This window comes from Lactonifactor longoviformis DSM 17459 (assembly GCF_900129135.1).
Taxonomy (GTDB): domain Bacteria; phylum Bacillota; class Clostridia; order Lachnospirales; family Lachnospiraceae; genus Lactonifactor; species Lactonifactor longoviformis.
Map to the genome: position 1 here is coordinate 318,029 of NZ_FQVI01000002.1, position 15,440 is coordinate 333,468.

The window sequence follows — 15,440 nt, forward strand, 5'->3', positions numbered from 1 at the left end:
AAGGAATGAGGTCCTCCACTGCCAACTGGCATACAGTTCCTCATTCCTTTTCTAATCTTCTTATCCTTTTCTGCAGTCATAGATTCTACAGAACTCTCTGACATGACGTTCTAACTCTTCCATCGCCTCCTCTTCGGCCCCTGGCATCTGGTCGTATTTGTTCAGCAAAAAATAAATAGGGGCATAAAAGTTCATTGCCATTGCGGCAGGATCTCCCTCCCTAAAAACCCTCTGCCTCATCATTTCCTGAAAGAGTGCCGTTTGATAAGTAATACTGTCTACCATAAAAATTTTTCTGTATACCTCGTAAATCCCCTTGTCAGAATACTGCTCAATGGTCAGCATCCGCCGGAACCTGGATGCAAATTCATCCTTCCAATAAAACAAAAATATCTTTCTGCTCAGTTCCAGCAGTCCTTCCACAGAAAGCTCCCCGTATGCTTTTGCTGCCGTCTCCATATGCTTCTCGTCTGGCAGTCCTAAATCCAAAGACATTTTCTCCATACGGTGGGACATTTCCTCCACTATGGTACTGAAAATCTCCTCTTTGCTTCTGAAATGCTTATACAGAGAGCTGTCCCTGATCCCCACAGCCTCTGCAATATTTTTTACACTGGTTCCCTGATAGCCCTTCCTGGAAAAAAGGTTCAGCGCCTCCTCTGCGATCCGTTCTCTGGTTTTCATCTGGCTCCTCCCTTCAGGAGGTTCTCCACCTTCTCCTCCTGCTGGTGCAGTACACATCCGCCCGCATGAGGTGCAGTCAACAGTCCGGTCTTCTGAAGCTTGCTAAAAAAAGGGGAGTGAAGGGCATCCTCCAGGGACATATCCAGCAGACTGGTATCTGAGAAGGGGGAGAAGGGGCATGGTTCCGCATCCCCCGCAGCATTGATGTGAAAAAATCCCCGCCCTGCTGCCAGGCATCCCCCGGAAGATTTCTCGTCCCCCGGAAAAGAGATATACAGCATCTCGTCCTGCCCGCTCCTCAGCCTCTGTATTCTGTCGTTCATATATTGCCGGTCTCTCTCCTCTAAAGCCAGGAATGCAGATTTCCCATCCACGGGTACATACTCTACATAAATCACCCCTTTGCATCCCCGTGTCCGAAGCTTCCTCAGAAACTCTTCTCCCGTCACTTCCTCCAGATTTTCCTTGGTCACGGTTACCGATGCTCCGAAGAGAATACGGCTGTTTTGCAGCAGTTCCATTGTCCTTTCAACTCTGCGGTAAATCCCCCTTCCTCTCCTGTCGTCTGTACTCCCTTCCCCGCCCTCTACACTTACAATAGGAATCAGGTTTTTATGTATTCCGAAGAGTTTTGCATACTCCTCATCAAACAGCGTACCGTTGGTAAATACAGGAAAAAGAATCCCCTTATGCTTTCCGGCTTCTCTGAGCACCTCTCTTCTGGTCATGGGCTCCCCTCCTGCTAGAAGGACAAATCCTACACCCAATTTTTGGGCCTCCTCAAAAATGTTCCCCCACTCCTTTACCGTCAGCATTCGTTTCACCAGGAATCCTTCCTTCCTCTCATTTTCCCGGGCATAGCAGCCTTTGCAGCTGAGATTGCATTGATTTGTAATACTGGCAATCAGAAACGGCGGGATATGCACCCCCTCTTCCTCCCGTTTTCTGCGAAGCTCTCTTCCCTTTCTGCCGTCCCGGGCATACTGCACCATAAAAAGGCTCTCTCTGGGATTCCCTGCAGACGCCTTAAGTATTCCTTTGATTATCCGTTCCACTCCGTTGCTTAAATATTCTTCCAACTGAAATGTCTCCATCTGTTTCCCCTCTCTTATTAATACTCATTCAGCGCAGGCTAGCGTTTGCTAGCTCATAACATCAGTATAGCTAATAACCACTAGCCTGTCAACAAGAAAGATTGCTCGAAAGCGCAATCTCCGCCTGCGGCGGGCTGTCGCATACAGCGTCTTCCTTTCCGCCGCAGTGTGAGCCCTCGGATGGTTTTTTATTACATAGGGAACGAAGTTTCCTATTGCATTTCTCATTTCACTACCTACAACACTGCAGGGAGCGATTTTGCCAAAGTTTAATATAAATTTTCAAAAAGATTTCTCACTTCTTAAATACAGGAAAATCCAAAAATGCCAAATGAAGCACAAAAGAAAAACGCTGCAATCTTAAATAAAAGATTGCAGCGCTTCTCAACTTCTGTTCAGTTGCTGTAGGTCCCCCTTGTTGCCTATACCGCCACGCAACATATTAATCTGCCTGTGTTACGCCGTATAGATTTATCTGCTTTTAATCACGAGCATTAGCAATTCGTAAAAACTCATTTGCCATATCTTCCGGACTTTCCTGTGCGCCATTTTCCAACCAATGAATAACCATATTATAAAATGCACCTGAATAGTAATATAATTCATATTTTGAGATGGAACTTGCCGGCATATCTCCATAAGTATCAACCACAAAGTCGTTAATTGCCGCAAGCAGGGTTTGAGGCGTCTGTGCGTGATGAAAGGTCAGTAAAAGGCTTGCATGTTCCTTAAAGAAGCGAAATTTGAAATACATTAATTCTTTATCACAAAAATTTTCATGAGGCGATGGATTTTCCTGATTGTACTTTTGATTCATTTTTACAATGCCATAGTCGACAATATCTTCAATAGATGAAAAATTGCGGTAAAAAGAAGACCTCGCTACTCCCGCCTGTTTAATCAGTGCCGTAATAGAGATAGTCGACCAGTTGCATTGCTCTGCTAACTCAATAAGTGCGTTTAATAAACTGTCTTTTACTTTCTGATTTGCTATTACTCTTTTATCCATGGGACATTTCTCCTTATTTTGTGTCAGGTCAAATCATTGACTTATTGATTTTATGTGGTACGATTTTAATCAGATACAAAGTGTATCATATTATAAAAAAGACAGATATGTCAATCCTATTAGAATAGAACCATGTACACTCGTGGAAAGCGAGAGAAAGGAATGAGGATATGCCTGTTTTCTATTTGATTATCGTACTATGGGGCAAGTGATGGAAATAAACGGCAGCGGATTAATGTGAAAGAACAGCTTGCCGATTGGGATTGTGCTATTAACTTTATTAAAAAAAGCAGTAAGGTTGACGGAAGTAAAGTATTACTGTTTGGAAGCTCGTTCAGCGGGGGCCATGTGATTACTCTGTCGGCAAAACGAAAAGATATTCTTGCGGCTATAGCACAGTGTCCTTATACAGACACACAGGCTACTTTGGGGACACTTTCACCGCTAACCGCTTTAAAAACTATTCCGCTTGTTATAGCCGACCTGTTATCATGTCTGACAGGGTATCACCCGGTTATGCTGAAATTAGCTGACGCACCCGGAAAAGCAGCCATGATGGCAGTTCCAGACTATAAGGAGTTTTTTGAACAGGTTCCTGAAAACTCAAATTTTGTAAACAAAGCGCCCGCAAGAACGCTTTTAGAATTTCTCAAATATTCACCAAGCAGATATATGAAAGATATAGAAAGTCCGATTTATTATGCCGTTTGCAGAAAAGATACATTAACGCCTGCCGATGCAACAATAAAGTATGCAAAGCAATCCTCAAAGGCTTCCATAAAAGAATATAATTGTGGATATTTTGGTATTTATTCGGGAGATTTTTTTGAACAGGCAATTAAAGATTATATAGATTTTTATACCAAATATTCTTAATAGCCCATAATAAATATCCATCATGACTTCGGCTAAATAAAAAACCGCTGTTGTGACGGCTGAATTTTCTGCACTTAAGTATGCTTTAATGATAGAAACCAACCAAATATACAGTATAATTGAACGTGTAAGAAATCAAACAATTTCTATGGTACTGTAAGTGAAACACAAATTCAGCAAGCCGCTACAAATTCAGAACAGCAAAAAAGAGAGTAGATTTTTTGTCTACTCTCTTTTTTGCTTTGCAAGCCTGCATGGCAACTACCCTATTTGAACTTGTTGTGATACTGTTTTATGAGTAGCTGCCTAAGCCGGACTCTTTTTAATTATCTGTATTCTCCCAGGAAAAACAGTGCCACTGTACCAGGGCCGGAGTGAGCGCCGATGGTTGCTCCCACAGGATTGATCATAATATTATCATATCCGAACTTTTCTCTCACCAGCTTAGCAACATATTTTGCATCTTCCAGACAGTCACCGTGGCTAATCATAATAATATCATTCTTATCCCGATAGGATCCCACTCTCTCCTCCATCATGGATACCAGAGTCACTAGGGATTTCTTCCTTCCTCTTACCTTTCCAAGGGGAATCAGATGCCCTTCATTATCCACATGAAGAACAGGCTTAATATTAATCATAGTGCCGAGAACCGCAGCCGCTTTGGATACTCTGCCGCCCCGGTACAGATGATTGAGATCGTCTACGGTAAACATATGGCACAAATGCAGTTTATTTGCCTCCAGCCATTCTGCAGTCTCTTCCAGGCTTTTTCCTGCCTTCTGCATCTGCACTGCTTTATAAACCAGCATTCCTTCTCCCATGGAAGCCGCCAGAGTATCTATCACTGCAATCCTGGCCTCCGGTCTCTCCTCCTGGATCTCCTCGGCGGCAATCCTGGCGCTGTTATAGCTCCCGCTAAGTCCGGAGGAAAATGCTATATGAAGAATTCCCTTACCCTCGTCAAGGATTCTGGAAAATTCTGTCTTCGCATCGTTGGGGTTAATCTGGGAAGTCGTAGGCATGCTGCCGCCTCTCATTATTTCGTAGAATTCCCCTGAAGGCATTTCATTCTCTTTCTTATACACCACTCCATCTATTGTACAGGGCAGATACATATACGTAATGCCGTTTTGGCTGTAATAGTCTTTTGGCAAATCCGATGTGTTTTCTGTCGTTATTACAAAGTCGTTCATAAATGTCCCCTCCGTTTTTTTCTATCATAACATTTTTAATCCTCAACTTCAACAAAGTGTTTTGAGAAATGCAACAGACTGTATTCTATTCCCCCAGAACTTCAAGGGCTTTCTGCAGCTGATTATCCTCCTCTTTGCTGACAGTCACCTTTTGCTTCAGAGCTTCATCCAGTTCTACCTCCACATCCGGGGTTATCCCGGTTCCGTGTATATTCCTTCCGCCGGGAGTATAGTACTTGGATATGGTAAGCTTTACCGCACTTCCGTCTGTAAGGGGAGTCACTTTTTGGACAATCCCCTTCCCGAATGTGGTAGTACCCACCAAAGTTCCGATTCCATAGTCCTGAACAGCTCCGGCAAAAATCTCTGCAGCACTGGCGCTGTTGCCGTTCACCAAAACTGCAAGAGGCACCTCAATGTTCGTGCCCTTACCGGAAAGGTATTCTTCTTTCTCCCCATTTTTATCCTCTGTATATACAATCAGCTTCTCCGGCGCTATGTTGTTAAAGATGTCACACACTGCTGTGAGAAGTCCTCCGGGGTTGCCCCTGAGGTCTATCACCAGTTTTTTCATCCCCTGTGCCATCAGATCCTCATACGCATCATTATACTGCTGAACCGTTACTGCAGTAAATTCATAGACTGCGATATATCCCACCTGGTTTTCCAGCATCTCATGGGATACCACCGGGATCTCCACCTGGGCCTTTTTGACATCTACCTCAATATAATCGTTTTCCCCGTCCCGGGCAAGCGTCAGCTGCGCAGATTCTGTATCCTCACTTCGGATTTTCTTTGCTACCTCTGCAAGCTCAGTACCCGTAACTTCCTCCCCGTCCACTTTATACAGAATATCTCCGGGAAGGACACCCGCTTCTGCCCCGGGAGCGCCTTCATAGCAGCGCACGATGGTAATCACTCCTGTATCGGGATTCTGCTGCATGACAATCCCGATCCCCTGATAGGATCCCTCTGTCTCCTCTGTAAGAGATTTGTACTCTTCCTCTGTATAATATCTGGAATAAGGATCTCCCAGTCCATCAATCAGGCCGGCATACATGCTTTCGGTCAGTGCATCCTCATCCGCATCTTCCAGATACGTCTCATCAATGAGCGTCTCCAGCAGCTGAATCTTTTTCTTTGCTTTGGCACTGTCAGGCGCTGTTTCCTCCTGTCCGGCTTCTTTGGCGCTGATATAATTCGCTACTCCAAGATAACCTCCAAGTCCTACTACAGCCGCCAGAAGGACTCCCAAAAGGAACCCCTTTAAAAATTTATAATCTTTCATACATAGCTCCTTTAAACACCGGAAGGCTTCAGAGGGAGAATCCCCTGAAGCCTTTCTGAATCATATTATTATACCCGCAGATGCTTTCTGATGGCAACTGCGCTGCCCAGCAGACCGATTCCGACACCCAGCCCTAATCCTACAGGAAGAAGGATATGGAAGATTGTCTGTACAGACAGGAAACTGCCCATAGCTGTGAAGACATGGAATCTGTCCTGGATATACTTTATCAGCTGATTATAGCAGACATACACCAGCCCCAGAGGAAGGCCTGCGCCTACCAGGCCTATAAGAATTCCCTCAATGACGAAAGGTGCACGCACAAAAAAGTTAGTGGCTCCTATCAGCTTCATAATACCAATCTCTTCCCTCCGGATAGAGATACCCATGGCTATGGTATTGCTGATAAGGAAAAATGCAACCGCAAACAGAATAAGTATGATACCAATGGAAGTGTATCCCACCACTCTGTTTAAACTCGTCAGTGTGGTACTGGCGTTTTTGGAGTGGTTTACCTCCCTCACGCCGTCCAGACCTTCAATATAGGCAACCAGTTCTGTCTGATCTTCGATTTTATCCAAATATACTTCATAGTTGGAGGAATTCGCCAGCGGATTGTCATCCTTGAATCCTGCAGCGGCCTGATCATCACCGTCAAAATACTGCGTAATAAAAGATTCCCAGGCTTCCTCCGCAGAGACGTATTTGACTTCCTTTACGCCCTTCTGCTTTTTAATCTCCTCGCCAATCTTGTCAATCTGTTCCTGTTTGGCGCCCTCTTCAAAAAATACAGTAATTCCAACTCCTTCCTCCACTTCCCGAAGCATGGAGTTGAAGTTCATAACAATCGCCAGAAAGAGTCCAAATAAGAAAATGCAGGCAGCCATAGTCGCCACAGAAGCCAGCGAAAATCTCAGGTTTCTAAAGATGTTCTTCACACCCTGTTTCAGTGTGTATCCTATGGTACTAATTCGCATAATGATATTCACCTTCTTGTTCGTCGCTTACAATGACGCCTTTCTTCATAGTAATTACCCGCTTTTTCATGGCATTTACTATTTCTCTGTTATGTGTAACGACAAGAACTGTGGTTCCTCTTTCGTTTATTTCCTCTAAAAGCTTCATAATCTCGAAGGAAGTCTTCGGATCCAGATTTCCTGTGGGCTCATCCGCTAACAGGATCGCAGGACGGTTTACCAGCGCCCTTGCGAGGGCAACTCTCTGCTGTTCACCGCCTGACAGCTCCTTTGGAAAAGATTTGTACTTTTCCGCAAGACCTACCATCGTAAGCACCTCAGGCACCCTTTTCTTAATCACACGGGTAGGCTTTTCTATTACCCGCTGGGCAAATGCCACATTTTCATATACATTTCTATCTTTTAATAAACGGAAGTCCTGAAAAACAACCCCCACCCCACGGCGGTATTTGGCTATCTTTCTTCTCTTAAGCTTATTGAGATTCTGTTGGTTTACTGTAATGACTCCCGAAGTAGGATCCAGCTCTTTTAAAAGCAGCTTGATCAACGTGGACTTCCCGGATCCACTGTTTCCTACAACGAAAACAAATTCACCCTTATCTACGTGCAGGTCTACGTTATTTACGGCCGGCTGGCCTTTCGCGTAGGACTTGCTAACGCCCTTTAAATCAATCATATTATCCTCCTAAGTGTTCCTGCGCATCCGAAACCCTAGTAGTCCAGAGTCTCCATATACTTCATATAGCGCACTACCATAAGTGCAATCTTGAAGGTGATCGCATCCTCAAATACCCTAAGGTCCAGCCCGGTGCTCTTCTGCAGTTTATCCAGGCGGTATACTAGTGTATTTCTGTGGATATATAACTGTCTGGAAGTTTCGGATACATTTAAGCTGTTCTCAAAGAACTTATTGATGGTGGTTAATGTCTCTTCGTCAAAGTCATCCGGTGATTTCCCATCAAAAATCTCTTTTATGAACATTTTGCAAAGTGGTATGGGAAGCTGGTAGATTAACCGGCCGATTCCCAGAGAACTGTATGCAATTACTTCTTTGTCACCAAAGAATATCTTACCTACATCCAGAGCCATCCTGGCCTCTTTGTAAGAACGGGATACCTCTTTTAATTCCTTAACAATGGTACCGTAGGCAATGTGGGTTTTGCCGTCCTTCTCAATGCCAAGAGCAGTTAAGATCGTATTTGCAACTTTGTCCGCCTCGTCGTAACCGTCGGTGGGACTCAGTTCTTTTACAATGATGATACTCTTCTCGTCTACGGCAGTTACGAAATCTCCGTTCTTGCCGCCCAACACATTCTTGATCCCCTCCAGGGAACCATATTCTTTATCCTGATTGGATTCCAGGATAAATACTACACGACGGACATCAATGTCGATATGTAACTTCTTTGCCCGGTTGTAGATATCCACTAAAAGCAGGTTATCCAGCAAGAGGTTTTTGATAAAGTTATCTTTATTAAATCTCTCTTTGTAGGCAACCAGAAGATTCTGGATCTGGAAAACAACAAGTTTCCCCACCATAAATACGTCCTGGCTGTCACCGTCCACGATTAAGACGTACTCCAGCTGATGATCGTCATATATTTTAAACAACTGATATCCTTTGATAATCTGACTATCGGCCTGAGAATTAATAAAATCTACGACTTCGTCCTCTGAGCATACAGTGTCTGCAAATGTCGTAGCCAAAGCTTTACCTTCAGTATCCGTTACACAAAATTCTGTTCTTGAGATATTCTTTAATCCGTCTAATGTGTTTTGCAGTACTTGATTTGATATCATCTTTTTCCCTCTTTCCATTATATAATGTATTGCCAGCCTTGCTTTTTCCCATAAAAAACAAAAAACCCTACTCTATATAATAATATAAAACCCCGAAAAAAGAAAGTAAAAATGCGAAATATTGAGTAATTCACCAAAAAAACACATTTTATTTCTTTTGTTCCTGCTGGATAAAGCCTTCCCCCAGCACCTCCCGGGCATCGCACACAATGACAAAGGCCTTTTCATCTATCCGGGCCACAAGCTCTTTTAACGGCACAATTTCTTTCTTGGAGACAACACAGAAAAGCATCTGTTTTTCCGCTTTTGAGTACATTCCCTTCGCAGATATCCCCGTCACTCCGCGCTCAATGCTCTCCATAATCTCACCTGCCACCGAATCATAGGAATCTGTGATGATAAAGGCTATCTTAGAGTAATGCAGGCCCTCCAGTAAACCGTCCGTAATTTTTGCGGTAACAAATATAGCAATCATGGCATAGAGCGCCAGGTTCAGTCCGAATACCCAGGCTCCCATAAACACAATAAGACCGTCTACAAACATCATAATCTGGGCGATAGAATAATGGCGCAGCTTTCTCTGAATCAGGGCGGAAACCATATCGGTGCCTCCGGTGGTGCCCTGTCCCAGAAAAACAAAGCCAATTCCCACCCCCATAATGACACCTCCGAAGAGAGCGGCCAGAACCAAATCGTCTGAAATCAAATGAAAGGCAGGCAGAATATAGAGCCACACAGATAAGCTAACCGTTCCCCAAAGAGATTTGGCAAGAAGCGGCAGGCCCATGATTTTGATTCCAATGAAAAACAGAGGTACATTTAGTATGGCATTGGTAAGCCATAATGGAATGCCCCCTGTCACGATAGGTTCTGTAACGGTCTTAATAACAATGGCTAAACCACTGAAACCGCCTGTTACAAGCTTCATGGGGTCATAAATGGAATTGATTGCCAGCGCCATCAATGCTGTACCTACTGTAATAAAAACATAATTCTTTACCTTTGATTTCCCATGCTGCAGGAACATGATTCAGTTATTCTCCTTTTTCACTATTATACCGGGCAACCATTTTTTTAAAGGTGCTCTTCTCTAATAGTTTGCTCAGCCAGTTGGATTTTAAACCTGATTCTGTCTGAAGATTTGCGTGGCTCCCCAGGCTCATCCAGATTCTGGCATTCACCTTTTTGCGGTTCTCCACAGCAAACCGCTCCATGGACAGGCTCTGGGAACAGGTGAGAATCACCTCGGGAGATACACTATTAATCTCATTAATCACCCGGTCTTCCCCGTCGGCAGTCTCCCCGCAGAGAAAGTCTGAAGCTGCAATCTTTAATCCCTCGTAGGTTTCTTCCAGATGCTTTTTCAGAACATCAGCCTCTTCCTTTGTCTCTCCGAGTACAAAAACCGTATTCCCATAATTGATTACATACAGGAAGAAAGCTCCCAGAAATTCATGATTCGTCACTTCCTGGAGCATAGCTTCTTCGTCTATCTTTGCTGCTTTTAACACTTCCGGTTCACCGATGATACTCAAATCCAGAGACTGGATATAATTGGCCAGGACTTCATCCTCCCTGGCCGCCATCAGAAGATTCATAGTGATGAGACCATAGGTCAAAAGTCCCTGTTCCTCCCACTGTTTTCTCACAATCTCCAGCATTTCATCCACAGAATATTTATCAATCAGAAAACCCAATATATCAACTTTATTCTCCATAGAGTCACTCCAAATCCGTTGGATTATTTTGCAATATATGGAGTATAGCAGAAAAAAACATTTATTTCAAGTATGACCAATCTGGTACAGATTCTTCCCCTACTCTTCCTCCAGCTGCTTCAGCAGATACCGTCCTACCATATTGGAAAAATTTCCGATGTCTCTGATATATGCAAAGTCTTTTCCAAATATCTTTTTTTCCGTTGCCAGATCTTTTTCCTCCCCCGCAAACACCCCCAGTACCGACACCCCCAGATTTCTCAGCCTTCGTATCTCAAAGGCCGTATCCCGGATAGCATATTCTCCCTGGTACGGCTGCGGATTTCTGGCGTTTGGCCTGTTAATTACCACGTCATAGGGCCTGCCGTCGCTGAGCACGATCAGCACTTTATGCTCTTCCTCCCTCTGGAGCAGACCCTGGCCGGCAGCCTTCACCGCCAGCCCGTCTCTGTTGTTGCTGGAGGTAATGTACTCAAATATGTTGGCGTTCATACTCCTGTCGTCATCGTAGCTCCGAAACCGGTGGAGAATGGTATAATCCCAGAAGGTACAAAAGCTCATAACCCTGTGGGGAATATTTACATTGCTGAGGGCCTCACTTATAATGTATGCCTGCATAGCCACCTTACCCTGGCGGCTCCGCTGGGATCCGCTGGCATCGATAAGAACGTCTACAGCAAAATCAATGGCATCGTTCTTCAGCTCTCTGCGGAATAATTTTGCGTCCTGTGTCCTCCCGGCCTTCCACAGAAGAGAAGGGACAATAGTTCCTCTGTCAGAAAGCACTTCCTGTACCTCGTCTCTCATAACGAACGCCTTTTTCAGGAGATCGCTTAATATGACTATATTTCTCTTCACCACCCGGTGATTGTCATAATACTCAAAAAGATTTTTATCCTTCTGCTTTCTGGCATATTCGTACTGATAATTCCGAAGGGCAGGATGTTTCAGGATCCCTTCTGTAAAATACAGGCTGCAGTCTCCATGAATCCCCCGGCAGAGCTGGTAATTCAGTGATTTCTCCTCCGCAGGACTTAGGTAAGTAATCCCGTAGTTGCGCTCCACATAGGTATACATCTTTGCAAGGGCTTCCTCGTCCACAATCACTATTTTTTTCTGCAGCGGATGCTCCTGAGGTTCCTTTTCTTCTTTTTCCTCCTGAAGTACTTCCATCTGTGTCATGGTCTCCGTCACCTTTTCCAGGTAACTCTCCAGAGTCTCTTCATACATTTCCTCTGAGAGAAAGTCCTTCCATGAATATTCTGTCAGTTCCTCCAGGGTGATATCCAGTACCTTCTGCAGACTGCCCTTCCGTTTTTCAAACTCCGGCTCCACAAGCGCATTATACAGGCGGTCAATGACTTTGATGATGGCCATAGTATCTTCCGCCCGGCTCAGGCTGTAAATTTCTTCCATCCATCCCCTGATATTTTTGGGCACCTGATATGTCCCCTGCAGCCCTTCCTTGAGCAAAGCGATCTTTACATGTCCCAGAGGATTTCCCGACAGAGCTGTGAATTCTTCCTCCAGGATATCCCTGTATGCCCGCTGCCTGATATCTGCAACCCCTTTTCGTTCTTCCAGTATTCTCTGGTACACAGCCTGCTCAATGCACATCTGTGCCGCGGTCATCAGCGGAGCCTCCTGTGCCTGAAGAAAAACCTTCTTGACGAGATATAAACTGAGTGCGTCCCTGTCATAATACTTCGCAAAAGCACCCTGCTTTACTCCGTCATAAAGGGCAATATCTTTGGAACGCAGAAAAGTGTCCACGTCTGCCTTAATCTCCAGACTGTAATCCCCGCTCACTGTCCACATAAGATTCTTTATTCTGTTTTCCAGTTCCAGCTGATATTCTGTATATTGTTCTTCCATCAGCGCCCTCCGCTATGATTCAAAAGAATTCTCCTGAGGTCCACGCCTCCGGAATCCTGGTAGTCACCACATCCTGTACAATTTCCTTTTCAAAAATGTCAAAGCACTTATTCACAACCCCCATCTGTACCGCCAATGCCGGAGATAATCCGCACTGAATTGTTTTCAGGGCTGCAATCATCCCCCTAAGATCCAACGCTTTTGTTGAAATCTCCCCGTTTGCCGCCTTCTGCTGGAGATCCAGAAACAGCCCAATCCACTGTTTCAGCGCCTCATCCTTAAGGCCGGGAAACATATTCTTAAACACAAATTTCAGCGTCTCCTCACTCTGTCCCGGCATATCTATCACCAGAAACCTGGACACCAGCGCTTCATTCAGATCTTTTGTCCCCGCGTAACCGTAATTCATGGTTCCTATAAATCGGGAAGCCCCGTGCAGATCGATCTTGTCATATCCCGGAACATCAATGGTTCTCCGGTAGTCCAGGGATGCGTGAAGTACGGAAACCGCGTCATTCTTCGCCATATTGATCTCGTCCAGGATCCCAAATCCCCCATACTGGGCACACTGGTAAATACTTCCCTTTCTCAGCTCAACCTCATTATTCCGAAAAGTATCCGTGCCAATCAGATCCCCGCTGTTTGTATTCACATGAAAGGACACGTTATAGGACGGTCTTCCGAATATAAACGCCAGATTCTCCGCCAGCACATTCTTACCCGTAGCTTTAGACCCTGTAAGCAGCAGATTCTCCCCTTCCAGCAGGGCAGCAATGGCCATCTCCAGAACTTCCCTTCCGTAAAAAGGCATACTCGGTGTAACGATTCTGTTTCTCACCTCATCCGCAACCGCGTATTGCCTGCGGAATTCCTCCACCCCTTGTATCAAAAGAGGATTCACTCCCTGATCCTGTAAAAATTGCAGTTCTCTTATCATCTCTTATCCTTTCTGATTCGTTTCTTCTATCATGAAAGACCGCGCGAAAGCGCACTCTCCGCCTGCGGCCCTCTTCGTTGCCTGACTCTATTATAACTTAAATTATCCAGAATGTACACTAACCAAGCAAGAAAGATTGTGCGAAAGCGCACTCTCCGCCTGCGGCGGGCTGCCGCAGACAGATAAAAAGAGCCATACCTTCCGGTACAGCCCCCTAAAAATATATTATTTATCTCTGTGCAGGTTAAAGTTCGCATACGCCGGTGCCCCATGCTCGTGTACATCCAGTCCGTCTCTCTCCTCTTCCTCCGATACGCGAAGGCCAACTGTCTTATCTATTACTGTGAATACAAGAAATGCAAGTACCAGCACATACACCAGAACCGCCCCCACACCTATCATCTGTGTTGAGAGCTTAATTCCTGAATCTTTGAATGCGAATACGCCTGTCAGTACGGTACCCAGCAGCCCGCAGAAACCGTGGACCCCTATGGCACCCACCGGATCATCGATTTTTAGTTTACGATCAATAAATTCGATCACCAGTACCACCGCTATGCCTGCAGCCAGCCCGATGATGATAGCTGAATAATTGGAAACCACGTCACAGCCTGCCGTAATAGCTACCAGTCCTGCCAGAGAGCCGTTCAGTGTCATAGAGACATCCGGCTTTCCGTAACGAATCCAGGTCATAAACAGTGCAGCCAGCGTAGCTGCGGCTGCTGCCAGGTTTGTTGTCATTGCAATATCTCCCAGATTCGTAGAAGCGCCTGTGGTGGATCCGCAGTTAAACCCGAACCAGCAGAACCATAAAATGAATACACCCAGTGCGCCGATGGGAAGGTTATGTCCCGGAATTGCCTTTGGCTTTCCGTCTGTACCGTATTTTCCTATACGGGGACCAATGATTTTTGCACCCACCAGAGCGCAGACACCGCCCACCATATGGACTGCCGTGGAACCCGCAAAATCATGGAAGCCCATGGAAGCCAGCCATCCGTCTCCCCAGATCCAATGGCCGGTTACAGGGTAGATGAAAATACTGATGGCCGCACTGTAAATCAAATAAGAAACAAATTTCGTACGCTCTGCCATGGCCCCTGATACGATAGTCGCCGACGTGGCACAGAATACGGTCTGGAATATCATAAACACCCCGATGGGAAGCCCCCGGTACATCCCATTTGCATCTGCCAGGGCAGTTGGCTGAAAGAAGCCCGAAGTTCCAATTATGCCGGCCGCATCCGGGCCAAACATAACAGCAAAGCCAAGCAGGAAGAAGCAGAGACTTCCCAACACAAAATCCATCATATTTTTCATGATAATATTGCCGGCATTTTTCGCCCTTGTGAATCCTGACTCAACCATGGCAAAGCCTGCCTGCATAAAATACACCAGGAATGCTCCCAATAATGTCCATACAATATTCAGCAGCAGCTCAGCCGCTTCCGCCAGGGCAGTTACATCCGTACTGCCTCCTAACAAATCTGATAAATACATATACAACGCCTCCTCTTTTTCTTTACACACATACCAAAAGGGGATAGTTGCCAGACTCCTCTTCTCTGACAGCTATCCCCTTTGACAGCATAACTTTTTCATAATATTTTATCTTCTAAAGAGCCTCGGCTCCCCTCTCACCAGTACGGATACGGACCGCATCCTCCACATCATACACAAAGATTTTCCCATCGCCGTAGTTCCCTGTATTAATCCGATCCACTACTTTGTCAATAATCTGTACGGCAGCCTCGTCGTCCACCACGGATTCTACCTTTACCTTTGGCAGAAGATTTACCTGGTATTCCGCTCCCCGATACAGCTGTCTGAATCCCTTTTGATTTCCATATCCCATGATATTGGTAATCATTAGTCCGCTGGCTTTGCATTCATCTAAAATCATTTTCAGATCTTCCAGCTTCTCCGGTTTTACAACAATCTCCAGCTTTTTCATTCTTCATTCCTCCTTTTTTTATTTATAAAAAA

The 15,440-nt window shown here is 45.1% G+C and carries 15 protein-coding genes; 1 reads left to right on the top strand and 14 read right to left on the bottom strand.

Annotated features, from left to right (window positions below; translation table 11 throughout):
- Positions 1 to 60 precede the first annotated feature (60 nt).
- From BUA56_RS03925 to BUA56_RS03935, 3 genes are all read right to left on the bottom strand, one after another.
- Positions 61 to 684: a TetR/AcrR family transcriptional regulator gene (locus BUA56_RS03925; RefSeq protein ID WP_072849158.1), complete on the bottom strand. Its 624-nt coding sequence runs from the start codon at positions 682 to 684 to the stop codon at positions 61 to 63.
- Positions 681 to 1,778 (bottom strand): radical SAM/SPASM domain-containing protein, encoded by a 1,098-nt coding sequence (locus BUA56_RS03930; RefSeq protein ID WP_072849160.1) that lies wholly within the window; start codon positions 1,776 to 1,778, stop codon positions 681 to 683. The genes BUA56_RS03925 and BUA56_RS03930 overlap by 4 nt, the downstream gene beginning before the upstream one ends.
- 481 nt (positions 1,779 to 2,259) lie before the next feature.
- On the bottom strand, positions 2,260 to 2,787 hold the full coding sequence (locus BUA56_RS03935) for a TetR/AcrR family transcriptional regulator (RefSeq protein ID WP_072849162.1): 528 nt from the start codon (positions 2,785 to 2,787) through the stop codon (positions 2,260 to 2,262).
- A gap of 237 nt (positions 2,788 to 3,024) precedes the next feature.
- On the opposite strand from BUA56_RS03935, the gene BUA56_RS03940 reads away from it, so the two are divergent.
- The gene (locus tag BUA56_RS03940) at positions 3,025 to 3,663 is read left to right on the top strand and encodes an alpha/beta hydrolase family protein (RefSeq protein WP_207650900.1); all 639 of its coding nucleotides are present in this window, start codon (positions 3,025 to 3,027) and stop codon (positions 3,661 to 3,663) included.
- 326 nt (positions 3,664 to 3,989) lie between these two features.
- Here the strand turns inward: BUA56_RS03940 and BUA56_RS03945 are convergent, their stop codons facing one another.
- The 11 genes from BUA56_RS03945 to BUA56_RS03995 all read right to left on the bottom strand — a co-directional run bounded on the left by BUA56_RS03945 (position 3,990) and on the right by BUA56_RS03995 (position 15,408).
- Positions 3,990 to 4,859 (bottom strand): DegV family protein, encoded by an 870-nt coding sequence (locus BUA56_RS03945; RefSeq protein ID WP_072849164.1) that lies wholly within the window; start codon positions 4,857 to 4,859, stop codon positions 3,990 to 3,992.
- An 85-nt stretch (positions 4,860 to 4,944) separates the two neighbouring features.
- Positions 4,945 to 6,147, bottom strand: a complete 1,203-nt coding sequence (locus BUA56_RS03950; protein ID WP_072849166.1) for a S41 family peptidase — start codon at positions 6,145 to 6,147, stop codon at positions 4,945 to 4,947.
- A 68-nt stretch (positions 6,148 to 6,215) separates the two neighbouring features.
- Positions 6,216 to 7,124 (bottom strand): permease-like cell division protein FtsX, encoded by a 909-nt coding sequence (gene ftsX / locus BUA56_RS03955; protein WP_072849169.1) that lies wholly within the window; start codon positions 7,122 to 7,124, stop codon positions 6,216 to 6,218.
- Positions 7,114 to 7,800: a cell division ATP-binding protein FtsE gene (ftsE, locus tag BUA56_RS03960; RefSeq protein ID WP_072849172.1), complete on the bottom strand. Its 687-nt coding sequence runs from the start codon at positions 7,798 to 7,800 to the stop codon at positions 7,114 to 7,116. The genes ftsX and ftsE overlap by 11 nt, the downstream gene beginning before the upstream one ends.
- Before the next feature lie 35 nt (positions 7,801 to 7,835).
- Complete coding sequence (locus tag BUA56_RS03965) at positions 7,836 to 8,924, bottom strand: PucR family transcriptional regulator (RefSeq protein WP_072849174.1); 1,089 nt, start codon at positions 8,922 to 8,924, stop codon at positions 7,836 to 7,838.
- A 148-nt stretch (positions 8,925 to 9,072) separates the two neighbouring features.
- The gene (locus BUA56_RS03970; protein ID WP_072849176.1) at positions 9,073 to 9,951 is read right to left on the bottom strand and encodes a YitT family protein; all 879 of its coding nucleotides are present in this window, start codon (positions 9,949 to 9,951) and stop codon (positions 9,073 to 9,075) included.
- 7 nt (positions 9,952 to 9,958) lie between these two features.
- The gene (locus tag BUA56_RS03975) at positions 9,959 to 10,642 is read right to left on the bottom strand and encodes a WecB/TagA/CpsF family glycosyltransferase (RefSeq protein ID WP_072849177.1); all 684 of its coding nucleotides are present in this window, start codon (positions 10,640 to 10,642) and stop codon (positions 9,959 to 9,961) included.
- 99 nt (positions 10,643 to 10,741) lie between these two features.
- Complete coding sequence (locus BUA56_RS03980) at positions 10,742 to 12,517, bottom strand: cobaltochelatase CobT-related protein (protein ID WP_072849179.1); 1,776 nt, start codon at positions 12,515 to 12,517, stop codon at positions 10,742 to 10,744.
- 19 nt (positions 12,518 to 12,536) lie between these two features.
- Positions 12,537 to 13,451, bottom strand: coding sequence for an AAA family ATPase (locus tag BUA56_RS03985; RefSeq protein ID WP_084067635.1), 915 nt, complete (start codon positions 13,449 to 13,451; stop codon positions 12,537 to 12,539).
- 228 nt (positions 13,452 to 13,679) lie between these two features.
- Positions 13,680 to 14,954 (bottom strand): ammonium transporter, encoded by a 1,275-nt coding sequence (locus tag BUA56_RS03990; RefSeq protein ID WP_072849183.1) that lies wholly within the window; start codon positions 14,952 to 14,954, stop codon positions 13,680 to 13,682.
- 115 nt (positions 14,955 to 15,069) lie between these two features.
- Positions 15,070 to 15,408, bottom strand: coding sequence for a P-II family nitrogen regulator (locus tag BUA56_RS03995; RefSeq protein ID WP_072849185.1), 339 nt, complete (start codon positions 15,406 to 15,408; stop codon positions 15,070 to 15,072).
- Positions 15,409 to 15,440: the final 32 nt, after the last annotated feature.